The 26,139-nt window shown below is 73.7% G+C and carries 21 protein-coding genes; 15 read left to right on the top strand and 6 right to left on the bottom strand.

What is annotated here, in order from left to right:
- The first annotated feature begins 120 nt into the window (after window positions 1-120).
- From AY578_RS14190 to AY578_RS14150, 9 genes are all read left to right on the top strand, one after another.
- The gene (locus tag AY578_RS14190; protein ID WP_258902434.1) at window positions 121-933 is read left to right on the top strand and encodes a TIGR03084 family metal-binding protein; all 813 of its coding nucleotides are present in this window, start codon (window positions 121-123) and stop codon (window positions 931-933) included.
- Window positions 930-2,621: an acyclic terpene utilization AtuA family protein gene (locus AY578_RS14185; RefSeq protein WP_161231634.1), complete on the top strand. Its 1,692-nt coding sequence runs from the start codon at window positions 930-932 to the stop codon at window positions 2,619-2,621. Before AY578_RS14190 ends, AY578_RS14185 begins: the two co-directional genes overlap by 4 nt.
- A complete protein-coding gene (locus AY578_RS14180; RefSeq protein WP_161231635.1) occupies window positions 2,618-4,216 on the top strand; it encodes an acyl-CoA carboxylase subunit beta in 1,599 nt (532 codons plus the stop codon). The genes AY578_RS14185 and AY578_RS14180 overlap by 4 nt, the downstream gene beginning before the upstream one ends.
- An 8-nt stretch (window positions 4,217-4,224) precedes the next feature.
- Window positions 4,225-6,072 carry an acetyl/propionyl/methylcrotonyl-CoA carboxylase subunit alpha gene (locus AY578_RS14175; protein ID WP_028960664.1) on the top strand — a complete coding sequence of 616 codons (1,848 nt, stop codon included), beginning with the start codon at window positions 4,225-4,227 and terminating at the stop codon, window positions 6,070-6,072.
- 153 nt (window positions 6,073-6,225) lie between these two features.
- Window positions 6,226-7,389 carry an acyl-CoA dehydrogenase family protein gene (locus AY578_RS14170; RefSeq protein ID WP_019524547.1) on the top strand — a complete coding sequence of 388 codons (1,164 nt, stop codon included), beginning with the start codon at window positions 6,226-6,228 and terminating at the stop codon, window positions 7,387-7,389.
- A gap of 36 nt (window positions 7,390-7,425) precedes the next feature.
- A complete protein-coding gene (locus tag AY578_RS14165) occupies window positions 7,426-9,006 on the top strand; it encodes a 4-coumarate--CoA ligase family protein (RefSeq protein WP_137209437.1) in 1,581 nt (526 codons plus the stop codon).
- Window positions 9,003-9,737 carry an enoyl-CoA hydratase family protein gene (locus AY578_RS14160; RefSeq protein WP_258902433.1) on the top strand — a complete coding sequence of 245 codons (735 nt, stop codon included), beginning with the start codon at window positions 9,003-9,005 and terminating at the stop codon, window positions 9,735-9,737. Before AY578_RS14165 ends, AY578_RS14160 begins: the two co-directional genes overlap by 4 nt.
- Before the next feature lie 7 nt (window positions 9,738-9,744).
- Window positions 9,745-10,359, top strand: coding sequence for a TetR/AcrR family transcriptional regulator (locus AY578_RS14155; RefSeq protein WP_028960666.1), 615 nt, complete (start codon window positions 9,745-9,747; stop codon window positions 10,357-10,359).
- Between the two features lie 35 nt (window positions 10,360-10,394).
- Window positions 10,395-10,976, top strand: a complete 582-nt coding sequence (locus AY578_RS14150) for a hypothetical protein (RefSeq protein WP_019524551.1) — start codon at window positions 10,395-10,397, stop codon at window positions 10,974-10,976.
- A 63-nt stretch (window positions 10,977-11,039) separates the two neighbouring features.
- Here AY578_RS14150 and pdxH read toward each other — a convergent pair whose 3' ends face one another.
- Window positions 11,040-11,708, bottom strand: a complete 669-nt coding sequence (pdxH, locus tag AY578_RS14145) for a pyridoxamine 5'-phosphate oxidase (protein ID WP_028960667.1) — start codon at window positions 11,706-11,708, stop codon at window positions 11,040-11,042.
- Window positions 11,709-12,015: 307 nt separating this feature from the next.
- Between pdxH and AY578_RS14140 the strand changes: the two genes are divergently transcribed.
- A complete protein-coding gene (locus tag AY578_RS14140; RefSeq protein WP_019524553.1) occupies window positions 12,016-13,116 on the top strand; it encodes a citrate synthase 2 in 1,101 nt (366 codons plus the stop codon).
- Between the two features lie 511 nt (window positions 13,117-13,627).
- Window positions 13,628-15,022, top strand: a complete 1,395-nt coding sequence (locus tag AY578_RS14135; RefSeq protein WP_136238224.1) for a PAS domain-containing protein — start codon at window positions 13,628-13,630, stop codon at window positions 15,020-15,022.
- Between the two features lie 189 nt (window positions 15,023-15,211).
- Here the strand turns inward: AY578_RS14135 and AY578_RS14130 are convergent, their stop codons facing one another.
- Window positions 15,212-15,967, bottom strand: a complete 756-nt coding sequence (locus AY578_RS14130) for an SIS domain-containing protein (RefSeq protein WP_019524555.1) — start codon at window positions 15,965-15,967, stop codon at window positions 15,212-15,214.
- A 243-nt stretch (window positions 15,968-16,210) separates the two neighbouring features.
- Between AY578_RS14130 and AY578_RS14125 the strand changes: the two genes are divergently transcribed.
- Both AY578_RS14125 and AY578_RS14120 read left to right on the top strand, forming a co-directional pair.
- The gene (locus AY578_RS14125) at window positions 16,211-16,903 is read left to right on the top strand and encodes an iron-dependent transcriptional repressor DtxR (protein ID WP_006134258.1); all 693 of its coding nucleotides are present in this window, start codon (window positions 16,211-16,213) and stop codon (window positions 16,901-16,903) included.
- Window positions 16,904-17,470: 567 nt separating this feature from the next.
- On the top strand, window positions 17,471-18,349 hold the full coding sequence (locus tag AY578_RS14120; protein WP_028960670.1) for an alpha/beta fold hydrolase: 879 nt from the start codon (window positions 17,471-17,473) through the stop codon (window positions 18,347-18,349).
- Between the two features lie 36 nt (window positions 18,350-18,385).
- On the opposite strand, the gene AY578_RS14115 is transcribed toward AY578_RS14120, so the two are convergent.
- From AY578_RS14115 to AY578_RS14100, 4 genes are all read right to left on the bottom strand, one after another.
- Window positions 18,386-19,126: a dienelactone hydrolase family protein gene (locus AY578_RS14115; RefSeq protein WP_019524557.1), complete on the bottom strand. Its 741-nt coding sequence runs from the start codon at window positions 19,124-19,126 to the stop codon at window positions 18,386-18,388.
- A gap of 197 nt (window positions 19,127-19,323) precedes the next feature.
- A complete protein-coding gene (locus AY578_RS14110; RefSeq protein WP_019524558.1) occupies window positions 19,324-20,916 on the bottom strand; it encodes a hypothetical protein in 1,593 nt (530 codons plus the stop codon).
- Window positions 20,913-21,689, bottom strand: a complete 777-nt coding sequence (locus AY578_RS14105) for an ABC transporter ATP-binding protein (protein ID WP_037778536.1) — start codon at window positions 21,687-21,689, stop codon at window positions 20,913-20,915. Before AY578_RS14105 ends, AY578_RS14110 begins: the two co-directional genes overlap by 4 nt.
- Window positions 21,690-21,756: 67 nt before the next feature.
- On the bottom strand, window positions 21,757-22,419 hold the full coding sequence (locus AY578_RS14100; protein ID WP_019524560.1) for a bifunctional DNA primase/polymerase: 663 nt from the start codon (window positions 22,417-22,419) through the stop codon (window positions 21,757-21,759).
- 311 nt (window positions 22,420-22,730) lie between these two features.
- On the opposite strand from AY578_RS14100, the gene AY578_RS14095 reads away from it, so the two are divergent.
- Window positions 22,731-24,116, top strand: coding sequence for an NsdA family TPR-like regulatory protein (locus AY578_RS14095; protein WP_019524561.1), 1,386 nt, complete (start codon window positions 22,731-22,733; stop codon window positions 24,114-24,116).
- A 188-nt stretch (window positions 24,117-24,304) separates the two neighbouring features.
- Complete coding sequence (locus AY578_RS14090) at window positions 24,305-26,095, top strand: hypothetical protein (RefSeq protein ID WP_258902428.1); 1,791 nt, start codon at window positions 24,305-24,307, stop codon at window positions 26,093-26,095.
- Window positions 26,096-26,139: the final 44 nt, after the last annotated feature.

The raw sequence follows: 26,139 nt of genomic DNA, 5'->3' as shown, positions 1-26,139 counted from the left end.
GCCTCAGTTGCGCTGGGAAAAAATGCATGCAAGCACGCTTGCTTGTTTCCTGACCCCCTGCCATGCTCCCCCCAACCACGCCGCACACCGCCGTGTCCGTGTCCCGAGGGGAGCGACCTCGTGTCCGATCCGACGCCTGTGATCGACGATCTGCGTGAGGAGAGTGAGGAGCTCGACCGGCTGGTGGCCCGGCTGGAGCCGGAGCGGTGGGCGTTGCCCACGCCTGCCGCCGGATGGACCGTCGCCCACCAGATCGGGCACCTCGCCTGGACCGACCACTACGCCCTGACCGCCGTCACCGACCCCGACGGCTTCCGCGCGCTCGTCGAGCAGGCCCTCGCCGCCCCGTACACGTACGTCGACGACGGCGCGGAGGAGTACGCCCGCGCCGAGCCCGCCGCGCTGCTCACCCGCTGGCGGGAGGGGCGGGCGGCGCTGGAGAAGGCGCTGCGGGAGGCGCCGGACGGGGCGCGGTTCCCCTGGTTCGGGCCGCCGATGTCCGCCGCCTCCGTGGCCACCGCGCGTCTGATGGAGACCTGGGCGCACGCCCAGGACGTCGCCGACACGCTCGGCGTGACCCGCGCGCCCACCGCCCGCCTCCGGCACATCGCCTGGCTCGGCGTCCGCACCCGCGACTTCGCCTACGGCGTGCACGGCCTCACCCCGCCCGCCGACCCCTTCCGCGTCGAGCTGACCGCGCCGGACGGCGGTGACGTCTGGGCGTACGGGCCCGAGGACGCCCCGCAGCGCGTCACCGGCCCCGCCCTCGACTTCTGCCTCCTGGTCACCCAGCGCGCCCACCGCGCCGACCTCGCACTCACCGCCGACGGCCCCGACGCCGACCGCTGGCTGGACGTCGCGCAGGCCTTCGCCGGGCCTCCCGGCGGCGGGCGCGAGCCGAAGAAGGACGCTGAGGGGGACGGCGCGCGGTGAAGTCACAGCCCTTGCGCGTCGGCAACTTCTCCGGCTTCTACGGCGACCGCTCCGACGCCCTGCGCGAGATGCTGACCGGCGGCGACCTCGACGTCCTCACCGGCGACTACCTCGCCGAACTGACCATGCTCATCCTGGCCCGCGACCGGCTGAAGGACCCCTCCGCCGGATACGCCCGCACCTTCCTGCGCCAGGTGGAGGACACCCTGGGCCTCGCCCACGAGAAGGGCGTCCGGATCGTCACCAACGCAGGCGGGCTCAATCCGGCCGGACTCGCCCAAGCCGTACGGGAGGTGGCGGGCCGCCTCGGCATCCCCCTGCGCGTCGCCCACGTCGAGGGCGACGACCTCACCGCCCGCCACCCCGGCAGCCTCGCCGCGCACGCGTACCTCGGCGGCTTCGGCATCGCGGAGTGCCTGCGGGCCGGCGCCGACGTGGTCGTCACCGGGCGGGTCACCGACGCCGCCCTGGTCACCGGGCCCGCCGCCGCGCACTTCGGCTGGAAGCCGACGGACCACGACCGGCTGGCCGGTGCGGTCGTCGCCGGGCACGTCCTGGAGTGCGGGGCGCAGGCGACCGGCGGCAACTACGCGTTCTTCGCCGAGCATGACCCCCGTGACCTGCGGCGGCCCGGTTTCCCGCTCGCGGAGATCCACCCCGACGGCTCCTGCGTGGTCACCAAGCACCCCGGCACCGGCGGCTTCGTCGACGTCGGCACGGTCACCGCGCAGCTGTTGTACGAGACGGGCGGCGCCCGGTACGCCGGGCCGGACGTCACCGCGCGCCTGGACACCGTCACGCTCACCCAGGACGGCCCCGACCGGGTGCGGATCGAGGGGGTGCGGGGGGAGGCCCCGCCGCCCACGCTCAAGGTGGGCCGCAACCGGCTCGGGGGGTTCCGCAACGAGGTCGTCTTCGTGCTCACCGGACTCGACATCGAGGCCAAGGCCGCGCTGGTCCGCGAGCAGATGGGCGACGCCCTCGCCGTGTCCCCGCCCGCGGACGTGCGGTGGGACCTCGCCCGTACCGACAAGCCCGACGCCGACACCGAGGAGACCGCCAGCGCGCTGCTGCGGCTCGTCGTACGGGACCCGGACCAGCAGAAGGTCGGGCGGGTGCTCAGCGGGGCCGCCATCGAGCTGGCGCTGGCCAGTTACCCCGGCTTTCATGTGGTGGCGCCACCGGGGAAGGGCTCCCCGTACGGGGTCTTCGAGGATGTGTACGTGCCCCATGGGGACGTCGACCATGTGGCCGTCCTCCACGACGGGCGTCGGATCACCGTGGACCCGCCCCAGGACACCGCCGCACTCGACGACGTACCGGAGCCGCAGCTTCCCCAGCCGCTGCCGCCGGGGCGGACCACCCGCGCGCCCCTCGGCCGGGTCGTCGGGGCCCGCAGCGGCGACAAGGGCGGGAACGCCAACGTCGGCGTGTGGGCGCGGACGGACGACGCCTGGCGGTGGCTCGCGCACGAGCTGACCGTCGAGCGGTTCCGGGAGCTGATCCCCGAGGCCCGCGACCTTCCCGTCACCCGGCACCCGCTGCCGAACCTGCGCGCCCTGAACTTCGTCGTCGAGGGGATCCTCGGCGAGGGCGTCGCCGCGCAGGCCCGTTTCGATCCGCAGGCCAAGGCGCTGGGGGAGTGGCTGCGCTCCCGGTACGCCGACATCCCGGAGGTGCTCCTGTGACGGTCCTCGCGTCCGCCCTGAACCCGTCCGACCCGGACCACCGCGAGAACCGGGAGGCGATGCTCGCCAAGCTGGCGGAGCTCGACGCCGAGCACGCCAAGGCCCTCGCGGGCGGCGGCGAGAAGTACGTCGAGCGGCACCGGAAACGCGGGAAGCTGCTGGCCCGTGAGCGGATCGAGCTGCTGCTCGACCCGGACACCCCGTTCCTGGAGCTGTCCCCGCTGGCCGGCTGGGGCAGCGACTGGACCGTCGGCGCGTCCATGGTCACCGGCATCGGGGTCGTCGAGGGCGTCGAGTGCATGATCACGGCCAACGACCCGACCGTGCGCGGCGGCGCCAGCAACCCCTGGTCGCTGAGGAAGGCCCTGCGCGCCAACGACATCGCGCTCGCCAACCGGCTCCCCGTCATCAGCCTCGTCGAGTCCGGCGGCGCCGACCTGCCCTCGCAGAAGGAGATCTTCATCCCGGGCGGCGCGATCTTCCGCGACCTGACCCGGCTGTCGGCGGCCGGCATCCCCACGATCGCGGTCGTCTTCGGCAACTCCACGGCGGGCGGCGCGTACGTGCCCGGCATGTCCGACCACACGATCATGGTGAAGGAGCGGGCCAAGGTGTTCCTCGGCGGCCCGCCGCTGGTGAAGATGGCGACCGGCGAGGAGAGCGACGACGAGTCCCTGGGCGGCGCCGACATGCACGCCCGCGTCTCCGGCCTCGCCGACCACTTCGCCGTGGACGAGCCGGACGCGCTGCGCCAGGCCCGCCGGGTCGTCGCCCGCCTCAACCACCGCAAGGCGTACCCCGATCCGGGCCCCGCCGAGCCGCCCAAGTACGACCCGGAGGAACTGCTGGGCATCGTCCCCGGCGACCTGAAGATCCCCTTCGACCCGCGCGAGGTGATCGCGAGGATCGTCGACGCCTCCGACTTCGACGAGTTCAAGCCGCTGTACGGCGCCAGCCTCGTCACCGGCTGGGCGTCCCTGCACGGCTATCCGGTCGGCATCCTCGCCAACGCGCAGGGCGTCCTCTTCAGCGAGGAGTCGCAGAAGGCGGCGCAGTTCATCCAGCTGGCCAACCAGCGCGACATCCCGCTGCTGTTCCTGCACAACACCACCGGCTACATGGTCGGCAAGGAGTACGAACAGGGCGGCATCATCAAGCACGGCGCGATGATGATCAACGCGGTCTCCAACTCCCGCGTCCCGCACCTGTCCGTCCTCATGGGCGCCTCCTACGGCGCCGGCCACTACGGTATGTGCGGCCGCGCCTACGACCCCCGCTTCCTGTTCGCCTGGCCCAGCGCCAAGTCCGCCGTCATGGGCCCGCAGCAGCTCGCCGGCGTGCTGTCCATCGTCGCCCGCCAGTCCGCGGCGGCGAAGGGACGGCCGTACGACGACGAGGCGGACGCGGCGCTGCGCGCCATGGTGGAGCAGCAGATCGAGTCCGAGTCCCTGCCGATGTTCCTGTCGGGGCGGCTGTACGACGACGGCGTCATCGACCCGCGCGACACCCGCACCGTCCTCGGCCTGTGCCTGTCCGCCGTCCACACCGCGCCCTACGAGGGCGCGCGCGGCGGCTTCGGCGTCTTCCGGATGTGAGGCAACCCGTGATTACTTCCGTCCTCGTGGCGAACCGCGGTGAGATCGCCTGCCGTATCGCCCGCACCTGCCGCGACCTCGGCATCGCGACCGTCGCCGTGCACTCCGACGCCGATGCCGGCGCCCTCCACGCGCGCGCCGCCGACACCGCCGTACGGCTCCCCGGCTCGGCGGCCGCCGACACGTATCTGCGCGGCGACCTGATCGTGAAGGCCGCCCTCGCGGCCGGCGCGGACGCCGTGCACCCCGGCTACGGCTTCCTCTCCGAGAACGCCGGCTTCGCACGCGCCGTCCAGGACGCGGGACTGGTGTGGATCGGGCCGCCGCCGGAGGCGATCGAGGCGATGGCGTCCAAGACGCGCGCCAAGCAGCTCATGGGCGTCCAGCCGCTCACGGACGTCACCGAGGCCGACCTTCCGGTGCTGGTGAAGGCCGCGGCGGGCGGCGGCGGACGCGGCATGCGCGTCGTACGCCGCCTCGCCGACATGGACGCCGAACTCGCCGCCGCCCGCGCCGAGGCCGCGAGCGCCTTCGGCGACGGGGAGGTGTTCGTCGAGCCGTACCTGGAGAACGGCCGCCATGTCGAGGTGCAGGTCCTCGCCGACACCCACGGCACCGTGTGGGCGCTCGGCACCCGCGACTGCTCCCTGCAGCGCCGCCACCAGAAGGTGATCGAGGAGGCCCCGGCGCCCGGCCTCACCGACGCGCTCACCCAGGAACTCCACACCCTCGCCGTACGCGCCGCCCGCGCCGTCGGCTACACCGGCGCCGGCACCGTGGAGTTCCTGGTCGCCGGCGACCGGGCGCACTTCCTGGAGATGAACACCCGGCTCCAGGTCGAACACCCCGTCACCGAGGAGGTGTTCGGCGTCGATCTGGTCGCCGAGCAGATCCGGGTCGCCGAGGGCCACGCCCTGGACCCGGAGCCGCCCGCCCCGCGCGGCCATGCCGTCGAGGCCCGCCTCTACGCCGAGGACCCCGCCCACGACTGGGCCCCGCAGACCGGCCGCCTCCACCGCCTCGCCGTCCCCGGCGCGGTACGCCTCGACACCGGCTACACCGACGGCGACGACATCGGCGTCCACTACGACCCGATGCTCGCCAAGGTCGTCGCCCACGCCCCCACCCGCGCGGAGGCGGTCCGCAAACTCGCGGCCGCCCTGGAACGCGCGGTGATCCACGGCCCCGTCACCAACCGCGACCTCCTCGTCCGCTCCCTGCGCCACGAGGAGTTCACCCAGGGCCGCATGGACACCGGCTTCTACGACCGCCACCTGCCCGCCCTCACCGAGCCCGCCGCCGACCCGTACGCCCCGCTCGCCGCCGCCCTCGCCGACGCGCACGGCCGCTCCCGCTTCGGCGGCTGGCGCAACGTGCCGTCGCAGCCGCAGATCAAGCGGTACGCGATGAACGGCGAGGAGCACGAGGTCCGCTACCACCACACCCGCACCGGCCTCACGGCCGACGGCGTGACGGTCGTCCACGCGGACGCGTCCCTGGTCATCCTGGAGACCGACGGAGTACGCCGCCGCTATGAGGTCGCCCGCTACGGCGATCACGTCTACGCGGGGCCCACGGCCCTCACCGCCCTCCCCCGCTTCCCCGCCCCCGAGGCGGACCACGCCCCGGGCTCCCTCCTCGCCCCGATGCCGGGCACGGTGGTCCGCATCGCGGAGGGCGTCACGGAGGGCGCGACGGTGGAGGCGGGCCAACCCCTGCTCTGGCTGGAGGCGATGAAGATGCAACACAAAGTCACGGCCCCCACCACAGGAACCCTGACCACCCTCCACGCCACGGAGGGCCAGCAGGTGGAACTCGGCACCTTGCTGGCGGTGGTGGAGGAAAGCGCCCCCTAGGGGCGCGGGGAACTGCGCGCCCAGCCACGACGAACCCGCAGGCACCGCACGACCAGAACCACCCCCATAGGGGCGCGGGGAACTGCGCGACCAGCCACACCCAACCCGCACCGCCACCCCACGACTCACAGCCCCTCCTCCCAAGGAGCCCACATGCCGGTGATCGAGTCAGAAGAACACAAAGCCCTCCGCGCAGCCGTGTCCGCCCTGGGCCACAAATACGGCCGCGCCTACTTCACCCGCACCGTCGAGGAGGGCAGGCCCGCCACAGAGCTCTGGGCGGAGGCCGCCAAACTCGGCTACCTCGGCGTCAACCTCCCGGAGGAGTACGGAGGCGGAGGCGGCGGCATCTCCGAACTCTCCATCGTCCTCGAGGAACTCGGCGCAGCCGGCTGCCCTCTCCTCCTCATGGTGGTCTCCCCCGCCATCTGCGGCACGGTGATAGCCCGCTTCGGCACCGAGGACCAGAAGCGCGAGTGGCTCCCCGCCCTCGCCGACGGCACCCGCACCATGGCCTTCGGCATCACCGAACCCGACGCCGGCTCCAACTCCCACCGCATCACGACGACCGCCCGCCGCGACCCCTCCACCGGCGACTGGCTCCTCACCGGCCGCAAGGTGTTCGTCTCCGGTGTGGACATCGCCGAGGCCACCCTCATCGTCGGCCGCACCGAGGATGCCCGCACGGGCCGTCTGAAGCCCTGCCTGTTCATCGTCCCGCGCGACACCCCGGGCTTCGAGCGCCGCAAGATCGACATGGAACTCAACGCGGCGGAGAAGCAGTTCGAGCTCACCCTCGACGACGTACGGCTGCCCGCCGACGCGCTCGTCGGCGACGAGGACGCGGGCCTGCTCCAGCTGTTCGCCGGCCTCAACCCCGAGCGCATCATGACGGCCGCGTTCGCGATCGGCATGGGCCGCTTCGCGCTGGCCCGCGCCGTCGAGTACGCCCGCGACCGCACCGTATGGAAGGCGCCCATCGGCTCCCACCAGGCGATCGCGCACCCCCTCGCGCAGGCGCACATCGACCTCGAACTGGCCCGCCTGATGATGCAGAAGGCCGCCCACCTCTACGACGCGGGGGACGACATCGGCGCGGGGGAGGCCGCCAACATGGCCAAGTACGCGGCGGCCGAGGCCTGTGTGAAGGCCGTCGACCAGGCCGTGCACACCCTCGGAGGCAACGGCCTCACCCGTGAGTTCGGGCTCGCCCAGCTGATAACGGCCGCGCGCGTGTCTCGTATCGCGCCGGTCAGCCGGGAGATGATTCTCAACTACGTCTCCCACCAGACCCTGGGCCTGCCCAAGTCGTACTAGGCGACCGGCAGGCCTCCCGGCCGTCTTGGAGGAACCATGTTCCGCAGCGCGTACGCAGACGTCACGCCGGTCGAACTCCCCATCCACGACGCGGTGCTGGCCCGGGCCGCCGAGTTCGGGAGCACCCCGGCCCTGATCGACGGCACCGACGGCACCACCCTCACCTACGAACAGCTCGACCGTTTCCACCGGCGGGTCGCCGCGGGACTCGCCGAGGCGGGCGTCCGCAAGGGGGACGTGCTCGCCCTGCACAGCCCCAACACGATCGCCTTCCCCACCGCCTTCTACGCGGCGACCCGCGCGGGCGCCTCCGTCACCACCGTGCACCCGCTCGCCACGCCCGAGGAGTTCGCCAAGCAGCTGAAGGACAGCGCGGCGAGGTGGATCGTCACCGTGTCGCCCCTGCTGGACAGCGCCCGCCGGGCCGCCGAACTCGCGGGCGGCGTCGAGGAGATCTTCGTCTGCGACAGCGCGCCCGGACACCGCTCGCTGATCGACATGCTGGGCTGTACAGGCCCCGAGCCGGCCGTCGACATCGACCCGGTCGAGGACGTCGCCGCGCTGCCGTACTCCTCCGGCACCACCGGCATACCCAAGGGCGTGATGCTCACCCACCGGCAGATCGCCACCAACCTCGCCCAGCTCCAGCCGTCGATCACGGCCGGACCCGGCGACCGCGTCCTCGCCGTGCTGCCGTTCTTCCACATCTACGGCCTCACCGCGCTGATGAACGCCCCGCTGCGGCACGGCGCCACCGTGGTGGTGCTGCCGCGCTTCGAGCTGGAGACGTTCCTCGCCGCCATCCAGAACCACCGCATCACCGCCCTGTACGTCGCCCCGCCGATCGTGCTGGCCCTCGCCAAGCACCCGCTGGTCGCCGAGTACGACCTGTCGTCCCTGAAGCACGTCATCAGCGCCGCCGCGCCCCTGGACGCCCAGCTCGCCGCCGCCTGCGCGCAGCGGCTCGGGCTGCCGCCGGTCGGGCAGGCGTACGGCATGACGGAGCTGTCGCCCGGCACCCACGTCGTCCCGCTGGACCTCATGGACCAGGCGCCGCCCGGCACCGTCGGCAAGCTCATCGCCGGCACCGAGATGCGGATCGTGTCCCTCGACGATCCCGGCAAGGACCTCGGGCCCGGCGAGTCCGGGGAGATCCTGATCCGCGGCCCGCAGGTGATGAAGGGCTACCTCGGACGCCCCGACGCCACCGCCGCGATGATCGACGAGGACGGGTGGCTCCACACGGGGGACGTCGGCCATGTGGACGACGACGGGTGGCTGTTCGTCGTGGACCGGGTGAAGGAGCTGATCAAGTACAAGGGGTTCCAGGTCGCGCCCGCCGAGCTGGAGGCGCTGCTGCTCACCCACCCCGGCGTCGCCGACGCGGCCGTCATCGGCGTCTACAACGAGGACGGCAACGAGGTCCCGCACGCCTTCGTCGTCCGCCACCCCTCCGCCCCGGACCTCACCGAGGGCGAGGTCATGATGCACATCGCCGAACGCGTCGCCCCGTACAAGCGGGTCCGGCACGTCACCTTCATCGACGGCGTGCCCCGCGCCGCCTCCGGAAAGATCCTGCGCCGCGAACTCCGCGCGGCGCACAAGGAGCCCTCGTGACCCTGATCGGCCGCAGTCGCACCCGGGGCGTCGCGACGCTGTCCCTCGACGCCCCGGAGCGCCGCAACGCCCTGTCCGCCGCACTCGTCGGCGACCTCGCCGCCGCGCTCACCGACGCCGGGAAGGACCCCGGCGTCCGCGCGGTGGTCCTCACCCACACCGGCAACACGTTCAGCGCGGGCGCCGACCTGAAGGACCCGCCCGCGCCCGCCTCGCTGGTCGGCCTGCTCCGGCAGATCGTCGAGCTGCCCAAACCCGTCGTCGCGCGCGTCACCGGGCACGTCCGCGCCGGCGGGCTCGGGCTGCTCGCCGCCTGCGACATCGGCGTCGCCTCCCGCACGGCGACGTTCGCCTTCACGGAGGTGCGGATCGGAGTCGCCCCGGCGGTGATCTCCCTGCCGCTGCTGCCCCGCACCGACCCGCGCGCCCTGACCCGCTACTACCTCACGGGGGAGCGCTTCGACGCCGACGAGGCCGCCCGCATCGGCCTGCTCACGGCGGCCGGCGAGGACGTGGACTCGACGTTGGAGCCGGTCCTCGACGGTCTGCGCCGGTCCGCCCCCGAGGCCCTCGCCGAGACGAAACGGCTGCTCACGGCTAAGGTTCTGGAGACCTTCGACCGGGACGCGGACGCCCTGACCGCGCTCTCGGCACGCCTCTTCGCCTCCGCGCCCGCGCGCGAGGGCATGACGGCGTTCCTCGAACGACGGGATCCGGAATGGGCGGTGTGAACGCGGCATGGGTGAGGTGAACACGGCCGACCGTGCCGCACGCGTCCCCAAGCAGGACCGCAGCCGGGCCACACGGCAGCGGCTGCTGGAGGCCGCCGTGGCCTGCCTCGCCGAGCACGGCTGGGCGGGCTCCACGGTCTCCGTCGTCGCCGAACGGGCCGGCGTCTCCCGGGGCGCCGCCCAGCACCACTTCCCCACGCGGGAGGACCTGTTCACGGCCGCCGTCGAGTACGTCGCCGAGGAACGCTCCACCGCCCTGCGCGCCCTCTTCCCCGAAGGAGCCGCGGCCTCCGACCGCCGCGCGGTGATCGCCGCCCTCGTCGGCCTCTACACCGGCCCCCTGTTCCGGGCCGCCCTGCACCTGTGGGTGGCCGCGTCCAACGAGGAGCAGCTGCGGCCGCGGGTGACCGAGCTGGAGCTGCGGGTCGGGCGCGACTCGCACCGCATCGCGGTGGAACTCCTCGGCGCGGACGAGTCCCGCCCCGGCGTCCGCGAGACCGTCCAGGGCTTCCTCGACATGGCCCGCGGTCTGGGCCTCGCCAACCTCCTCACCGACGACACCGCGCGCCGCGAACGGGTCGTCGCCCAGTGGGCGGACCTCCTGGACGACGCGCTGCGTTGAGATCACTGTCGGCGGCCGGCCCTACGGTGTCCGCCATGGGTGACTACTTCCAGACCATCGTCGACCTCGACGCCGGGCCCGACGAGGCGGCGGAGTACGCGGAGCGCGGGCTCGCGTGGCTGGTGTCCGAGGGCGTGGTCCTGGCCGAACGCACAGTCTGCGTCCTCGGCGCACCACTGGGGCATCCGCCGGGTCCGGACTGGCTCCGCGCGTGTTCCCCGGAGGACGCCGGGTGGAAGCCGTCCGACGGGCTGGCCGTGGAGGTGGGCCGCACGGTCTTCGGCGGCGGCCAGGGCGAGCCGGAGGCGGTGACCTGCCCACGCTGCGAGGTCACGACACGTCTGATGACCGCCACGTGGGAGTCGGACGACGAGGCGTGGGAGCCGTTCGGAGAAGCCCTGCGCGCCTGGGACGAGGACGGGGAGGCCGACGTCGTCTGCCCCGCCTGCGCCGCGTCCGTGCCCCTCCCCGAGTACCGCTGGGCCGACGACTACTTCGCCTTCGGCCACCTGGGCTTCCGGTTCTGGAACTGGCCGGAGCTCACGGACGAGTTCCTGACCCGCTTCACCCGCGTCCTGGAGGACCACAGGACGGTACGGGTGTGGGGCAAGCTGTAGGACCGCACCGGGGCGCGCGGCCCCACGCCCGGTACGCGGGGCCGCGCCCCGCAAGGGCTCCGTTCACGGCGCCAGCCGCTCCACCCGCCAGCCCCCGCCCGGCACGGCCGCGTACCGCAGGCGGTCGTGGAGGCGGTTCTCGCGGCCCTGCCAGAACTCCACCGTCTCCGGGACCACCCGGAAGCCGCCCCAGTGCGGGGGCACCGGGACCCGCTCGTGTTCCGGATAGCGTGCCGCCAGGGCGGCGTACGCCGCGTCCAGCTCCTCGCGGGACGCGATCACCGTCGACTGGCCGCTGGCCCACGCGCCCAGCTGCGACCCGTGCGGCCGGGTGCGGAAGTACGCGGCCGTCTCGTCGCGTCCGGTGCGCCGTGCCGTGCCGGTGACGATGACCTGCCGGGCGACCGGGTGCCAGGGGAACAGCAGCGAGACGTGCGGGTTCCCGGCCAGGTCGCGGCCCTTGCGGGACTCGTAGTTCGTGTAGAACACGAATCCGCTCTCGTCGAAGTGCTTCAGCAGCACCGTGCGCGAGCTGGGCCGGCCCGCCGCGTCCGCGGTCGACACGATCATGGCGTTCGGCTCGAAGAGACCGCCCTCCCGCGCGGCCTGCGCGAACCAGCGCGCGAACTGCTCGACGGGGGTGGCGGCGAGGTCGGTCTCGGAGAGCCCCTCGGTCCGGTACTGCTTGCGCATCGAGGCGGGATCGAGGGGGACGGCGTCTCGGTCGGTCACGCCGTCATCCTGCCGTATCCGCCCAGGCCGCGAGGGCGTGGTGGCCCACGTCACAGACAGCCGGTGCCCAACCTCACGGGTGGCACTCAGTGCCGCGAACCCTCCCCAAAACTGGCACTCAGGGATATCGTGCTGGCACTGATCCGGTTGGGTGACCGCCAGCCGGGCATCACAGGGGTGACGTCCAGACCGCGAGTTTTCACCGAGCCGACCGCGGATCCCCCGGACCCACACCGATCGCGCCACGACACATGGTCGTCCCACCCCACAACACCATCTGTCACCCACCTATCGAGGGAGCCGCCTGATGTCCGACTTCGTACCTGGGCTCGAAGGAGTCGTCGCGTTCGAGACGGAGATCGCCGAACCGGACAAGGAGGGCGGCGCCCTCCGCTACCGGGGCGTCGACATCGAGGACCTGGTCGGTCACGTCTCCTTCGGCAACGTCTGGGGGCTGCTCGTCGACGGGGCGTTCGCGCCCGGACTGCCGCCCGCCGAGCCGTTCCCCATCCCCGTGCACTCCGGCGACATCCGCGTCGACGTTCAGTCCGCGCTCGCCATGCTCGCCCCCGTGTGGGGCCTGAAACCGCTCCTCGACATCGATGCCGAGCAGGCCCGCGACGACCTCGCCCGCGCCGCCGTCATGGCCCTGTCGTACGTCGCCCAGTCGGCGCGCGGCCAGGGGCTGCCGATGGTGCCGCAGAGCGAGATAGACAAGGCCGAGTCGGTCGTCGAGCGCTTCATGATCCGCTGGCGCGGCGAGCCCGACCCCAAGCACGTTGCCGCCGTCGACGCGTACTGGACGTCCGCCGCCGAGCACGGCATGAACGCCTCCACGTTCACCGCCCGCGTCATCGCCTCCACCGGCGCGGACGTCGCCGCCGCGCTCTCCGGGGCCGTCGGCGCCATGTCCGGACCGCTGCACGGAGGCGCCCCCTCGCGCGTGCTGCACATGATCGAGGAGATCGAGCGCACCGGGGACGCCGACGCGTACGTCCGGAAGACCCTCGACAAGGGCGAGCGCCTGATGGGGTTCGGCCACCGCGTCTACCGCGCGGAGGACCCTCGCGCCCGCGTGCTGCGCCGCACCGCCCGCGAGCTGGGCGCGCCGCGCTACGAGGTCGCCGAGGCGCTGGAGAAGGCCGCGCTGGCCGAGCTGCACGCCCGCCGCCCGGACCGGGTGCTGGCCACGAACGTGGAGTTCTGGGCCGCGATCGTGCTGGACTTCGCGGAGGTCCCGGCGCACATGTTCACGTCGATGTTCACCTGCGCCCGCACCGCGGGCTGGTCGGCGCACATCCTGGAGCAGAAGCGCACGGGCCGGCTGGTCCGCCCGTCGGCCCGCTACGTGGGCCCGGGCCCGCGCGACCCGCGCGAGGTCGAGGGCTACGCGTCCCTCGCGCACTGAGCGCCCTGGGCCCGTCCGCGGGCTGAAAAGCGCTCGGAAACGCAGGCGACCCGCGAGTCCGGTTCCCCCTCGGGGGAGCCGGCCGGACGCTACCGGCGACTCGCGGGTCGGGTGACTGCGTTGGATTGGGCCGGTTGCGTGCATCTCGCGCACGCCGGTCCGGCGCCGAACCGAGTACGACGGCGGGCCACTAGCCCGCAGCCACCTCTTCCGTCCGGTTGTCATACATCTGCCGAACCACCTCCTTTCCGAAGTACCGCCACCCTAAGAACCCCCCGCCGCCGGATCAACCACTTTTTTGTGCCGGCCTCCGTCGTCGGCCGGACCCCGTGCGACCCGGTCCGCGGCTCGAGGTCTTTTGCCTCGTGAAAGCGTGGGTACCAGGGAGCAGGCAACAATTCCCACAATCTTGTCGGGAACTCGATGTGCGCTGGGTCACGTTCAAGTTGAATGATTGTTGGTGAGCGAATCGTCGTGCCGTACGTGCGGACACAGCCTGCAGGGGGTTCAGGTGAGTGCATCCCGGCGTAGTGGGGCCACCGACGAGCTGGGGCCGGAGGGGCCCGAGCCCGAGCGGGAGGGGCCTGGCGGCTCCGACCTGCTCGCGGCGCTGCTCGACGGCATGGACGCCGCCCTGTGCGCCTTCGACGCGGACGGCGTGGTGACCCACTGGAACCGTGAGGCCGAGCGCATCCTCGGCTGGACCGCCGAGGAGGCGGTCGGGCGCGCCGGGTTCGCCGGGTGGGCCGTGCGCAGCGCGGACGCCGAGGAGGTCGAGGCGCGGCTGATGTCGGCCATGGACGCGCCCGGCCGGCAGGTCAACGAGTTCGCGCTGCTCACCAAGGACGGCCGCCGGGTCCTGGTACGCACCCAGTCCGCCGCCGTACGCGGTCCCGACGGCGAGCCCGCCGGGGTGTACTGCGCGTTCAGCGAGGTCCACGCGCAGATCGACCTGGAGCGTTCCATCGCCCTGAGCGAGGCGCTGCTGGAGGACGCCGGCTGGGGCGTCGTCCTCGTCGACGCCGACCTGCGTCCCGCCGTCGTCAACGCGTACGCGGCGCGGGCGCTCGGCGCGGGCCGCAGGTCGGTGCTGGGGCGGCCGCTGGGGGAGCTGCTGACGCAGGGCGTCGAGGAGCTGGAGAGCGCGCTCACCCATGTGCTCGCCGAGGGGGCGCCGCCCGCGCCGGCCGAGCTGTGGGTGACCCTGCGGACGCCCGAGGGCGAGCGCCGGCGCTGCTGGCGGAACGGGTTCGTGCGACTGTCGTCGCCGCTCGCGGAGGAGCCGGTACCGCTGGGTGTGGGCTGGCTGTTCCAGGACGTGACCGAGACGCGGCAGGGCGAGCAGGAGGCGTCGCTGCTGCGGTTCCGCGCCCAGCAGCTGCACCGGGCCGCCCGCGCGGCGGCGGAGTGCGAGAACCCGGCCGAGGCGGCCACCGTCCACCTCGACTTCGCGCTCGCCGGGTTCGCCGACCACGCGCTGATCGACCGGGTCGCCGAGGGCGGCACGGACACCGGCCGGGTCCGCCTGGTGCGGATCGCGGAGACCCCCTCCGGCGCTCCGGGCCCGAGTCGTCTCGAAGGCCGGGCGGGCCTGCCGGCGCTGTACGCCGAGGGGCACCCGGCCCTGCAGTGCGTGGAGCGCGCCGGGACGGTGCGGGCGGGCGCGGGCTCGCTCGAGCCGGACGCGGCACGCGAGTGGGCGCTGGCCCGCCAGTGGTCACAGGACACGGTCCACGCCCTGTGCACGGTCCTGCGCAGCCGCGGTCGCACGCTCGGTGCCGTGACGTTTCTGCGCACGTCCAACCGCACGGCTTTCGAACGCGCGGACGCGATGTACGCGGAGGACGTGGCGGCGCACATCGCCACGGCGCTGGATCTCGCGGGGCTGCTGCCCAAGGAGGGGTGAGAGCCGGGCGCGGACGTCGGCTGCGGGTCCGTGGTGGCCGGTCGCGCAGTTCCCCGCGCCCCTTCGGGGCGCGACCCCGCCGTCACCCTTGAGGGGCGCGGGGAACTGCGCGCCACGCCCACGCCGGGCCGCCGACGAAGGCACGCCGTGAGCAGCGCCTGCCCGGGGCGGCCCGGGGTCGTACCGGGATCAGTGCTGGTAGAAGATCCGGTCCCCGTACTCCGTCATCACGTGCGTGTTCCAGTCGTGGCCGCCGTCCACGTTGCCCGAGCGGAGCAGGGGCGGTTCGGCCCCGCGGTCGGCGAGGGCGGCCGCGGCCGTGGCCATGACCGCCTGGAGCAGCGCCGAGGTGACGACCGTGGACGCGGGCGCGAACGGCGCGGCCACGCCGTCCCAGGTCAGCTCCGCGTCGCCGACCGTGATCCCGGAGTCCAGCACCAGGTCGCAGTGGTCCTTGAGGAACGTCCCGGAGGGATTTAGCGGCGACGTCTCCGACGCGTACGCCACCGACGTCACGCCGATCACCTTCACGCCCTTGGCGCGCGCCCTCGTCGCCATCTCCACCGGCATCACGTTGCGCCCGGACAGGGAGATGATCACCAGGAGGTCGCCCTCCCGCAGCGGCGAGGAGTCCAGCACGGTGCCCGCCAGCCCCTCCACCCGCTCCAGCGCGGACCCGAGCGTGGCCGGGCGGACGTCGACGCCGACGACCCCCGGCACGGTGAGCAGGTTCATCAGGGCGAGCCCGCCCGCGCGGTAGACGAGGTCCTGCGCGGCCAGCGAGGAGTGGCCCGCGCCGAAGGCGAAGAGCCGTCCGCCGGCTGCGACCGTGTCCGCGATCATCGTGCCCGCCGCCGCGATGGGCCCGGCCTCCTCGTCGCGCAGCCGCCGCAGCAGCCCGATCGCGGCGTCGAGGTACTGACCGGCGGGCGTGCGGTCGCTCATGCGGCTCCCTTCGGGGCGGACATGTCGCGGATCACCGTGCGGTCTGGACCACTGCCGTGTCAATACGGTGTCCGACCGGTGTCCGGGACGCCCCGTCCGCGGCCTTCTAAAGCCGCGCGTTTCCGCGGCGCGGCCCGGTTGTCCGTCGTATGCGTAAGAATTGAGTCTCGGGCCAGCGCACACGCCGGTGAGCCGTCCGGCCTTCCGGCAGAGCCAATCCGCAGATCTCATCAAGGGGCACGTATGTCCGGACTGATCGACACCACGGAGATGTATCTCCGCACCATCCTCGAGCTGGAGGAGGAAGGTGTGGTCCCCATGCGCGCCCGGATCGCCGAGCGGCTCGACCAGAGCGGGCCGACGGTGAGCCAGACGGTGGCGCGGATGGAGCGTGACGGCCTGGTGTCCGTCGCCCCGGACCGCCATCTGGAGCTCACGGAGGAGGGCCGCCGGCTGGCCACCCGTGTGATGCGCAAGCACCGTCTCGCCGAGTGTCTCCTGGTCGACGTGATCGGCCTGGAGTGGGAGCAGGTGCACGCCGAGGCGTGTCGCTGGGAGCACGTGATGAGCGAGGCCGTCGAGCGCCGCGTGCTGGAGCTGCTGCGGCACCCGACCGAGTCGCCGTACGGCAACCCGATCCCGGGGCTCGAGGAGCTGGGCGAGACGGACGGCACGGTGCCGTTCCTCGACGAGGGCATGGTGTCGCTGGCCGACCTGGACCCGGGCGCCGAGGGCAAGACGGTCGTCGTGCGCCGGATCGGCGAGCCCATCCAGACGGACGCCCAGCTGATGTACTCGCTGCGCCGGGCGGGTGTGCAGCCCGGCTCGGTGGTGAGCGTGACGGAGTCGGCGGGCGGCGTGCTGGTGGGCAGCAGCGGGGAGGCGGCGGAGCTGGAGTCGGAGGTCGCCTCGCACGTGTTCGTCGCGAAGCCCTGAGGCGCCCTGCGGACCGGTGGGACCACCGGGGCCCAGGAGGCGTACGACGCCCGCCCGCCGGACGCGAACGCGCCGAATCACCCGCCGGATCCGGCTGTGCCGCGTCCGCGTTGCGCCGAATCGCAGCGTTCGCCCGGCCGGCGTGCGAGGCTGTCGCGTGAGGCATATGACCTGAGGGGTTCTTGGCCCGGTGGCGTGGAGGCCGCCCGGGCCGGGGAGGGGCGGGACGATGTGCCGTGACCACGTGAGGAGCCCCGGCGCCGCACGGCGCCGGGGCCTGTCCTCCCCTGTGCTGACCCGGAGCCCCGAGCTCCCAGGGTCATTCCCCTCGGACCGATTTCCCCGAGCGGTCCGCCTCCCGCTGAAGATCTCCCCAGGCCCGCGCCGGACAATCCCCGCGGGGGGTCACTCGAACGAGGGGTGTTGCCGGACAGAAGGGCATTTTCGAATACCTATTCGATAGCGTGCGGCAGTGGCAACAGGCAGAGGCCGGCGGCCGGCGGGGGCCGGAGCGCCGGCGACGGACAGGGTCAGTGGGCAGGCAGCGAGCTTGGGGGGTGCCAGACCATGGCGCGACGCATCGACGTGACGGGGGCGGACGGCGTACGCCTGGCCGCCTGGGAGTTCGGCGACCCGGCCAAGGCCGGGGCCGGGCCCGAGGAAGGAGCCGCGCCGGACGCGCCCGGCGTGCTGTTACTGCACGGCCTGATGGGCCGCGCCTCGCACTGGGCGTCCACCGCCCGCCGTCTCTCCGCGCGGCACCGCGCGGTCGCCCTCGACCAGCGCGGCCACGGCCGCAGCGAGAAGCCCCCCGAGGGCGCCTTCACCCGCGACGCCTACGTCGACGACGCGGAGGCCGCCCTGGAACAGCTCGCCCTCGGCCCCGCCGTCCTGATCGGCCACGCCATGGGCGCCCTCACCGCCTGGCAACTGGCCGCCAAGCGCCCCGACCTGGTCCGCGGCCTGGTCATCTGCGACATGCGGGCCTCCGCCCTCGGAGGCGCCTCGCAGCGCGAGTGGGCGGAGTGGTTCAGGTCCTGGCCGGTCCCCTTCGCCACCCTCGCCGACGTACGGAAGTGGTTCGGCGAGGACGACCCCTGGGTCGAGCGCCCCAACCCGGCCCGCGGCGAGTTCTACGCCGAGGTGATGGCCGAGTCCCCCGACGGCTGGCGCCCCGTCTTCGACCCCGGCCAGATGCTCCGCTCCCGCGAGACCTGGGTCTACGACGCCCACTGGGAGGAACTGGCCCAGGTCCGCTGCCCCGCCCTGGTCGTCCGCGGCCTCGACGGCGAACTGGGCCGCGCGGAGGCCCAGGAAATGGTCCGCGTCCTCCCCCGAGGCCAGTACGCCGAGGTGGCCGACGCCGGCCACCTCGTCCACTACGACCAGCCGGAAGCCTGGCTCACGGCGATCGAACCGTTCCTGGACTCGCTCGACGGGGAGTGAGCGAGCCCGGTGTCCGCCGGGCCCCGGCCTCTTACGTCACCCCGCCCTCAGATGCCGCCGGAAGAAGCCCGCCGCCGCGTCCGCTGCGGAGGCTGGGACGCCCGTGTGGCCGCCCAGGTGGGCGTGGAGGGACTTGTCCGTCGAGGCGAAGGCGTCGAACAGGGCCAGGGACGCGTCGCGGTTGTTGCCCTCGTCGTCCCACTGGAGGAGGACGTGCAGCGGGATCGTGACGCGGCGGGCCTCCTCGAACGTCGCGCGGGGGGCGAAACTCCCGGCGAACAGTCCGGCGGCCTTGATGCGCGGGTCCGTCACCGTCAGGCGGACGGCGAGGGAGATCAGGCCGCCCGAGATGCCCACCGGGCCGGTGATCTCGGGGAGCGCGAGCACGGCGTCGAGGGCCGCCCGCCATTCCGGGGCCGCCGCGTCCACCAGCGGGAGGACGAGCGCGTCCACGAGGTCGTCGTTCACCGGGTCGCCCGCCCGCAGCGTGCGGCGGAGGTCCTCGCGGGCCTGGTTCAGAGCCGGCCAGGACGGGCGGTCGCCGCTGCCGGGGAGTTCGATCGTGGCCGTCGCGAAACCGTCCGCCGCCGCGTGCCGGGCGCGGGCCACCAGGCGCGGGTACATCGTGCTGAGGCCCAGCGGCGGGTGGCCGAGCAGGATCAGCGGGGCCGGCGCGGACGCGGACGCGGGCGTCCAGAGGATGCCCGGGATGCCGTCGAGGATGAAGCGGCGTTCCAGGACGCCGTCGTCGAGGGGGTGTTCCGAGATGAAGTGCATGGTCGTGCCTTCCGGGAATGCGCTGCTACGGCGCTCCCGGGCGACCTGCCTGTCACCCGACCGTGACCCCGGAGGGGAGCACCCATGTCGTCGCTGCTGCGGTCACGGGTACCACCTCCTCGGTTCGAGCACGGCCACGGCGGACGCTAGCAGGGTCCGGGGCCGGCTTCCACGGGATTTCGCGGACCCCAGACCCCTCACCCCTTGCTCACCGCCGTCACGATCTCCGGCAGCCGCGCCGCCGTCCGCGGGGCCGCCAGACGGAGGCCGCCGTAGGTGAGGAGGGCGCCGTAGACGGCCCCGGCCGGGAGGAGGAGCCAGCGGAGGTCCTGGCCGGCGTCGCTGAGATTCAGCCAGATCGTGAGGGCGATGACCGGCAGGCAGAGGAGGGCCGCCGCCATCATGCCGCCGAAGATGGAGATCCACGCCAGGCCCACCTGGCCGGGGGCCACGTTCTTGTAGCCCTCCTGCGGGACCGAGTAGGGGAACCGCGCCGACGTCCACGCGCCCGTGGCCAGCATCGCGCCGAGCAGGGCGAAGGACAGGCCCAGCGCCTCCGGCAGCCGCGCCCAGTCGTCCAGCATCGCCGTCGTCAGCACCGTGACGAGCGTGGCGTACGGGAGGGTGATCAGCAGCAACGCGAAAGCGCGGGCGCGCAGTTCGGCGTAGGCCTCGCGGGCGGAGGAGATCGTCATCGCGACCATCCAGAACGCGGACGTGTCCTGGCCGAACTGGTTGTACATCTGGATGCCGAGCATCCCGGCCGCGAAGCAGGCGAAGTACACCGAGCCCGTGCCCTGCCAGGCGTTGAACACCGGCACGATCAGGCCGATGGCCAGCGACGTCACCCACGCGGCCTTCGTCTTCGGGTCGCGCCAGATGTAGCGGAGGCTGCGCTCCATCACCGTGCCGGTCCTGCCCGCCGGGAGCAGGCGCGCGAGGCCCGTGGAGGGGCGGTCGCGGGCCGCGGAGTCGCCCGCCTGGAGGGTGGAGCCGTCCGGCGCGGTCATCAGCCGGGTCAGGGTGCGCGACCACAGTCCGAGCAGCACCACGAGCGCCCCCGCGCTCACCGCCAGCTGCGCCGCGGCGACCCCGTACGCGCCCTCGCCTGCCGTGTGCACCGCGTCGATCGCCGACGCGCCCGGCAGCCAGCGCAGCACCCCCGCGACCGGGTCGAGCTGGTCGAGGCCGCCGGAACCGAGGCGCTGCGCGCCGAAGTTGACCACCTGCGCGCCGATCGCGACGACCAGCCCGCTGAGCACCGCCAAATCCCGCCCCTTGCGGCTGGTCAGCAGCCGTACGTTCGCCGCCGCCACGGCCCGCGCGAGCGCCACGCACACCAGCAGCGCCAGCGGCACGGCGACGACGCCCACCGCCCACGCCGCCGGGCCCCGGGCGACGGTGATCACCGAACCGGTCAGCAGGCACACCGTGAACAGCGGCCCGATGCCCACCAGGGACGCCGCCAGCAGCGCCCGCACCAGCGGACGCGGACGCAGCGGCAGCATCACCAGGCGCGTCGGGTCGAGCGTCTCGTCGCCGCCGGGGAAGAACAGCGGCATCACCGCCCAGCCCAGCGCCAGCACCGCCACCAGCAGCACCACCAGCGACTCCGCGCCGCCGACGCCGCGCAGCGCCACAAGACCGAGCATCTGCAGCGCGGCGAACAGCAGCGCGATCACGGCGGAGGCGATCCAGGCGGCGCGGCGCCCGCCGGACTGGCGCAGGCCGTTGCGCAGCAGGGACAGCTTCAGCCGGACGACGACCGGGGTGAGGGCTGGCGCGCTCACCGGGCGCCCCCGCCCAGCCAGTCGAGGTCGGACCCGGCGTCGCGGCTGTCCGCGCCGACGAGTTCGAGGAACGCCCGCTGCAGGGACGGCGCGTCGCCGCGCACCTCGGTGAGCGGACCGTGGGCGCGGATCCGGCCGGCGGCCATCACGGCCACCCAGTCGCACAGCGACTCCACCAGCTCCATGACGTGGGAGGAGAACACCACGGTCGCGCCGGAGGCGGTGTAGCGCTCCAGGACGCCCCGGATGGTCTGCGCGGACACCGGGTCGACGCCCTCGAACGGCTCGTCCAGGAACAGCACTTCGGGGTTGTGCAGCAGGGCCGCCGCGAGGCCGATCTTCTTGCGCATGCCGGTGGAGTAGTCGACGACGAGCTTGTGCTGGGCGCCCGCCAGGTCGAGCACGTCGAGCAGCTGGGTGGCCCGCTTGTCGACCTCCTCGCCGGGCAGCCCGCGCAACCGGCCGCTGTAGGCGAGCAGTTCACGCCCGGACAGCCGCTCGAACAGACGGAGTCCCTCCGGCAGCACGCCGATCCGCGCCTTCACCCCCACCGGGTCGCGCCACACGTCGTGCCCGGCGATCTCGACGGTGCCCTGGTCCGGGCGGAGCAGCCCCGTCACCATGGACAGGGTGGTCGTCTTCCCGGCGCCGTTCGGCCCGACCAGACCGATGAACCGCCCCGCGGGCAGCTCCAGGTCGATCCCGCCGACGGCGACCTGCTCCCCGAACCGCTTCCACAGCCCCTGCACGCGTACGGCAACAGCGCCCACCACGTCTCCCTCCGTCGCCCCCGAGCCTACGGGGACGGCGACAGGATCCGCGGGCCCGGGGAGTCCGCCGTCACCGGTCCCGGCCGCAGGCGTACGCCAGCGACGGCACCAGCTCCTCGGCGTCCGGCAGCCAGCGGTTCTCCTGGGTCGGCCGGCGCGCCCACTGCACGGCGCCGTGCCGCCCGACCCGCGTCGGCGGCGCGGCCACGTACGATCCCTCGCCGAGCACGGCCAGGTCGAGCGACGACGCCGTCCAGCCCAGCTTGCGCAGCAGCTCCGGAAGCTTCGCCGCCGCACCGGGCAGGACGAAGAACTCCGTGCGCCGGTACGGCGTCAGGGTCACCGGTCCCGGCGTGAGCCCCATCCGCTCCATCCGCGCCAGCGCCAGCAGACCGGCCGTCTCCGGCACGGAGATCGCGTCGAAGGCGCGCCCCGTGGGCAGCAGGACCGAGGCGCCGGGCTGCTTCTGCCACATCCGGCGCGCCGCGCCGGCGCTCCCGGTCGCCTGGTCCGCCCAGCCGGGCTCCGCCGGGTGCGCGCCCGGGGCGGAGCACGCCGTGTCACCGCACGAGCAGACGTGCACCCCGTCGACGACCTCGGTCCAGGTGCCCGGCACCACGTCCCAGTGGCGCTCCTCGGCATAGCGCACGGCGGTGTCCAGCAGCGATTCCCCGCGCTGCTTCGGGATCTGTACGGCTTCGGCGCCCGCGATCGTCTCTTCCACGATGAACACAACTTCACCCGTCACCAGGGGTTACGCCCCGCCGTATGCGCGGGGGAGGGGCACCGCGCCCGTCTCCGGGGCGCATGGGTGCATCCGTGGGGGCGCGCGGGGGGATCCGCCTCCGCATCGGGGTAACCAGGAGGGGGGTCGACAGCCGTCGATACCCCGGCAATTCTCACATGTCCCGCATTGTCGGTATGTCGACGGGGCATTGATCCTCCCGGCCGGACGTCTCGCCGGGACGACGTGAGACGTACGGCCGCGGAAGAGACACGTCAACCCGGTGCGTGGGCAGGCACCGCAGCCTCAGGGGGTACGCCATGGCCGCAAGGCCGCTCGTCGCCCGGCAGCCGAACGAACGGCTGCAGGCGCTCATCCAGGAAGCCGGATGCTCCAACGCCGGACTGGCCCGCAGGGTCAACATGTGCGGCGCGGAGCACGGCCTCGACCTGCGCTACGACAAGACGTCGGTGGCGCGCTGGCTGCGGGGACAGCAGCCGCGGGGCCGGGCGCCGGCCGTCATCGCGGAGGCGCTGGGCCGCAAGCTGGGCCGTACGGTCACGATCGACGAGATCGGCATGGCCAACGGCAAGAACCTCGCGTCCGGGGTCGGCCTCCAGTTCTCGCCGACGGTGCTGGGAGCCATCGAGCAGGTCTGCGAGCTGTGGCGCAGCGACGTGGGGCGGCGGGACTTCCTGTCCGGCTCGTCCGTCGCCGCCTCCGCGCTGGTGGAGCCCAGCCGGGACTGGCTGATCTCCGGGCCCGACGGGCAGGTCGCGCGCAACACCGGCCCGCGCGTGGGCCAGTCGGACGTGGCGGCGGTGCGCTCCATGACGGAGGCGCTGGTCGCGCTGGACCACCAGTACGGCAGCGGGCACGTCCGCCCGGTCGTGGTGCACTACCTCAACAGCGTGGTCTCGGGGATGCTGGCGGGGTCGTACCGGGAGGCGGTGGGCCGGGACCTGTTCGCCGCCGTCGCCCGACTCACCGAGCTGGCTGGGTACATGGCCGTCGACACCGGCCAACCGGGCCTCGCCCAGCGGTACTACATCCAGGCGCTGCGGCTCGCGCAGGCCGCCGGGGACCGCGGCTACGGCGGATACGTGCTCGCCGCGTCCATGAGCCACCTCGCCGCGCAGCTCGGAAACCCGCGCGAGATCGCCCAGTTGGCGCGCGCGGCCCAGGAGGGCGCACGGGGGCGCGTGACACCGCGCGCGGAGGCGATGTTCCTCGCGGCGGAGGCCCGCGGGCACGCGCTGATGGGCGACGCCCCGGCCGCGCACGCCGCCGCGGGACGGGCCGTGAGCGCCCTGGAGGCCGCCGACCCCGCCTCCGGCGACGACCCGCCGTGGATCGCGCACTTCGACGAGGCCTACCTGGCGGACGAGTTGGCGCACTGCCACCGTGACCTCGGCCAGGCGGAGGCCGCCGCGCGGTGCGCGCGGGAGTCGCTGGACGGCCACCCGCCCACGCGGGCACGGCGGCGGGCCATCGGCTATGTGCTGCTCGCCACCGCCCAGGTGCAGCAGCGCGAGATCGAACAGGCCTGCGCCACGGGCCTCAAGGCCGCCGAACTGCTCGGCGGGCTGCGCTCCGACCGGGGCGCGGAGTACCTGGAGGACCTCCAGCAGCGCCTCGAGCCGTACCGGGAGGAGCCGGTAGTACGGGAATTCGGGGCACGGATGGAGCTGCAGACGGCGGCGTGACGTACGCGACACTCCCGTGGGACACGGGAGACGGACGGGACGGAGGTGACGTAATCAGCGTGCGGTGACCCGGTTTTGTTACCGCGCTCACAGGGCAGGAGGTCAGGTTCTGTGCTGCGTGGCACCGGGCTCCGGGGACCCGGTAGCGTGAGCGCGATTCACAAGGTCCCCCATTGGTAGGAGTCCCGGTGACGCAGAGTGGACAGGGCGAGGAGCCCTCGGCGCGCCAAGCGCGCGAAGGCATCGTGCTGCCCTCGGACGGTGGTGAGCCCCTGCTGCCGGGCATGACGTCCGGTCCGGCCGCGCCCGGCGGTACGGACGGCCCGCCCGCCGGCGGGTTCCCCGCCTCGGCGCCGCCCGGCGGCCAGACCTGGGGGAACCCCTGGGGCCCCGACCAGCAGGCCGCCGCCCCGTCCGCCGGCCAGGAGTGGCCGTCGGCGAACGACGGGCAGTGGCAGCAGCAGTCGCCGTCCGGGTGGGACGGGGGCCATCACCAGCAGGGTGGTCAGCCGCAGCACGGCGGCCATCACGCCCAGCTGCCGTACGGTCAGCAGCAGGGGCAGCAGCCCTCGTGGGACGCCTCGGGTCAGGTCCAGGGCGGTCAGCACGGTGGGCAGCACGGTGGGCAGCACGGCGGTGGTCAGCCGCAGGGCGGCCCCGGGCCGCTGCCGCCCGAGGGCGCCCCGTCCCAGGGCGGCTACCCGCCCGCGCACGGCGGGCAGGACCCGTACGGCCAGGGCGGCGACTACGGCCAGCCCGCCCCGTACGGAGGTCACGCCGCGGGCGGCCAGCTGCCCCCGCAGAACGGTTCCGCCTACGCGGCCCCCGGCGGCGGGTACGGCTACCCGCCCGCCCACGGCGCCCCGCTGCCGCCCCCCGCGCCCGGCGCGGACGAGGGCGCCACACAGGTCATACCGCACGTCCCGGCGGGCGGCGCCGACGAGGGCGCGACCCAGTACATACCCCCGGTCGCCCCGGGCGCGCTGCCGCCCGAGATGCCCGCCGCGCACGACGCGGAGCTCACCCACCACCTCGGCATCGCCCAGCCGCCGGCCGGTCCCGGCCCGATGCCGGGCAGCCCGGACGCCGAGCCCACCCAGTTCATCGCCCCGATCACCGACCAGGGGCCCCCGCCGTACGGCGCCGCGCAGGGCGACGCGGGCCGGCAGCCGCCCGCCGAGTTCGACAACCTCTTCCGCGACGGGGACGGCGCGGCCGGCGCCACGCAGCAGATGCCGCGCATGGACTACGGCCGTCCCGTCCGGACCGACCGCACCCCGCCCGGACCGCCCGCCCCGCCCGGCTCCGGCCACGGGGGAGGCCACGGCGGCGGACGCGGCGGCGGTGGCGGCAGCCCGCGCTGGCCGCTGATCGCCGCGGTCGGCGTCGGAATCGCCCTCGTCGGCATCGGCGCCGGCGCCCTGCTCGGCAGCGGCGACAAGGACGACGACGGCGACACCAACCAGCCCGTCTCCGCCACCGCGCCCGCGAGCACCGAGGCCTCGGCGTCGCCGAGCGCCGACCCGGCCCGTGAGCAGGCCGTCGAGCTGGACAAGCTGCTCGCGCACAGCGGCGACAGCCGCAGCTCCGTGATCAACGCGGTGGAGGACGTGAAGGCGTGCCGTGACCTCGGCCAGGCCGCGTCCGATCTGCGGGAGGCCGCGAAGCAGCGGCGGCAGCTCGTCACCGACCTGGGTCAGCTCTCCGTGGACAAGCTGCCCGAGCACGAGGCGCTGAGCGAGGCGCTGCGGAAGGCGTGGAAGGCGTCCGCCTCGGCCGACGACCACTATGCGAAGTGGGCGGAGCAGGCCAAGGGGAAGAAGGGGTGCAAGAAGGGGTCCGCCCGGAGCACCGAGCAGACCGCTGCGGGGAACCGGGAGAGCGGGACCGCCACCGAGCAGAAGCAGAAGGCGTCCGAGCTGTGGAACGCCATCGCCCGTCAGTACGGGCTGACCGAGCGTGCTCCTACGCAGTTGTAGGTCAGGTGCGGGTGCGTGGGGGCGGGGCGCGCAGTTCCCCGCGC

The organism is Streptomyces thermocarboxydus (genome assembly GCF_024760485.1).
Taxonomy (GTDB): domain Bacteria; phylum Actinomycetota; class Actinomycetes; order Streptomycetales; family Streptomycetaceae; genus Streptomyces; species Streptomyces cellulosae.
This window is presented reverse-complemented; position numbering and strand designations above follow the sequence as displayed.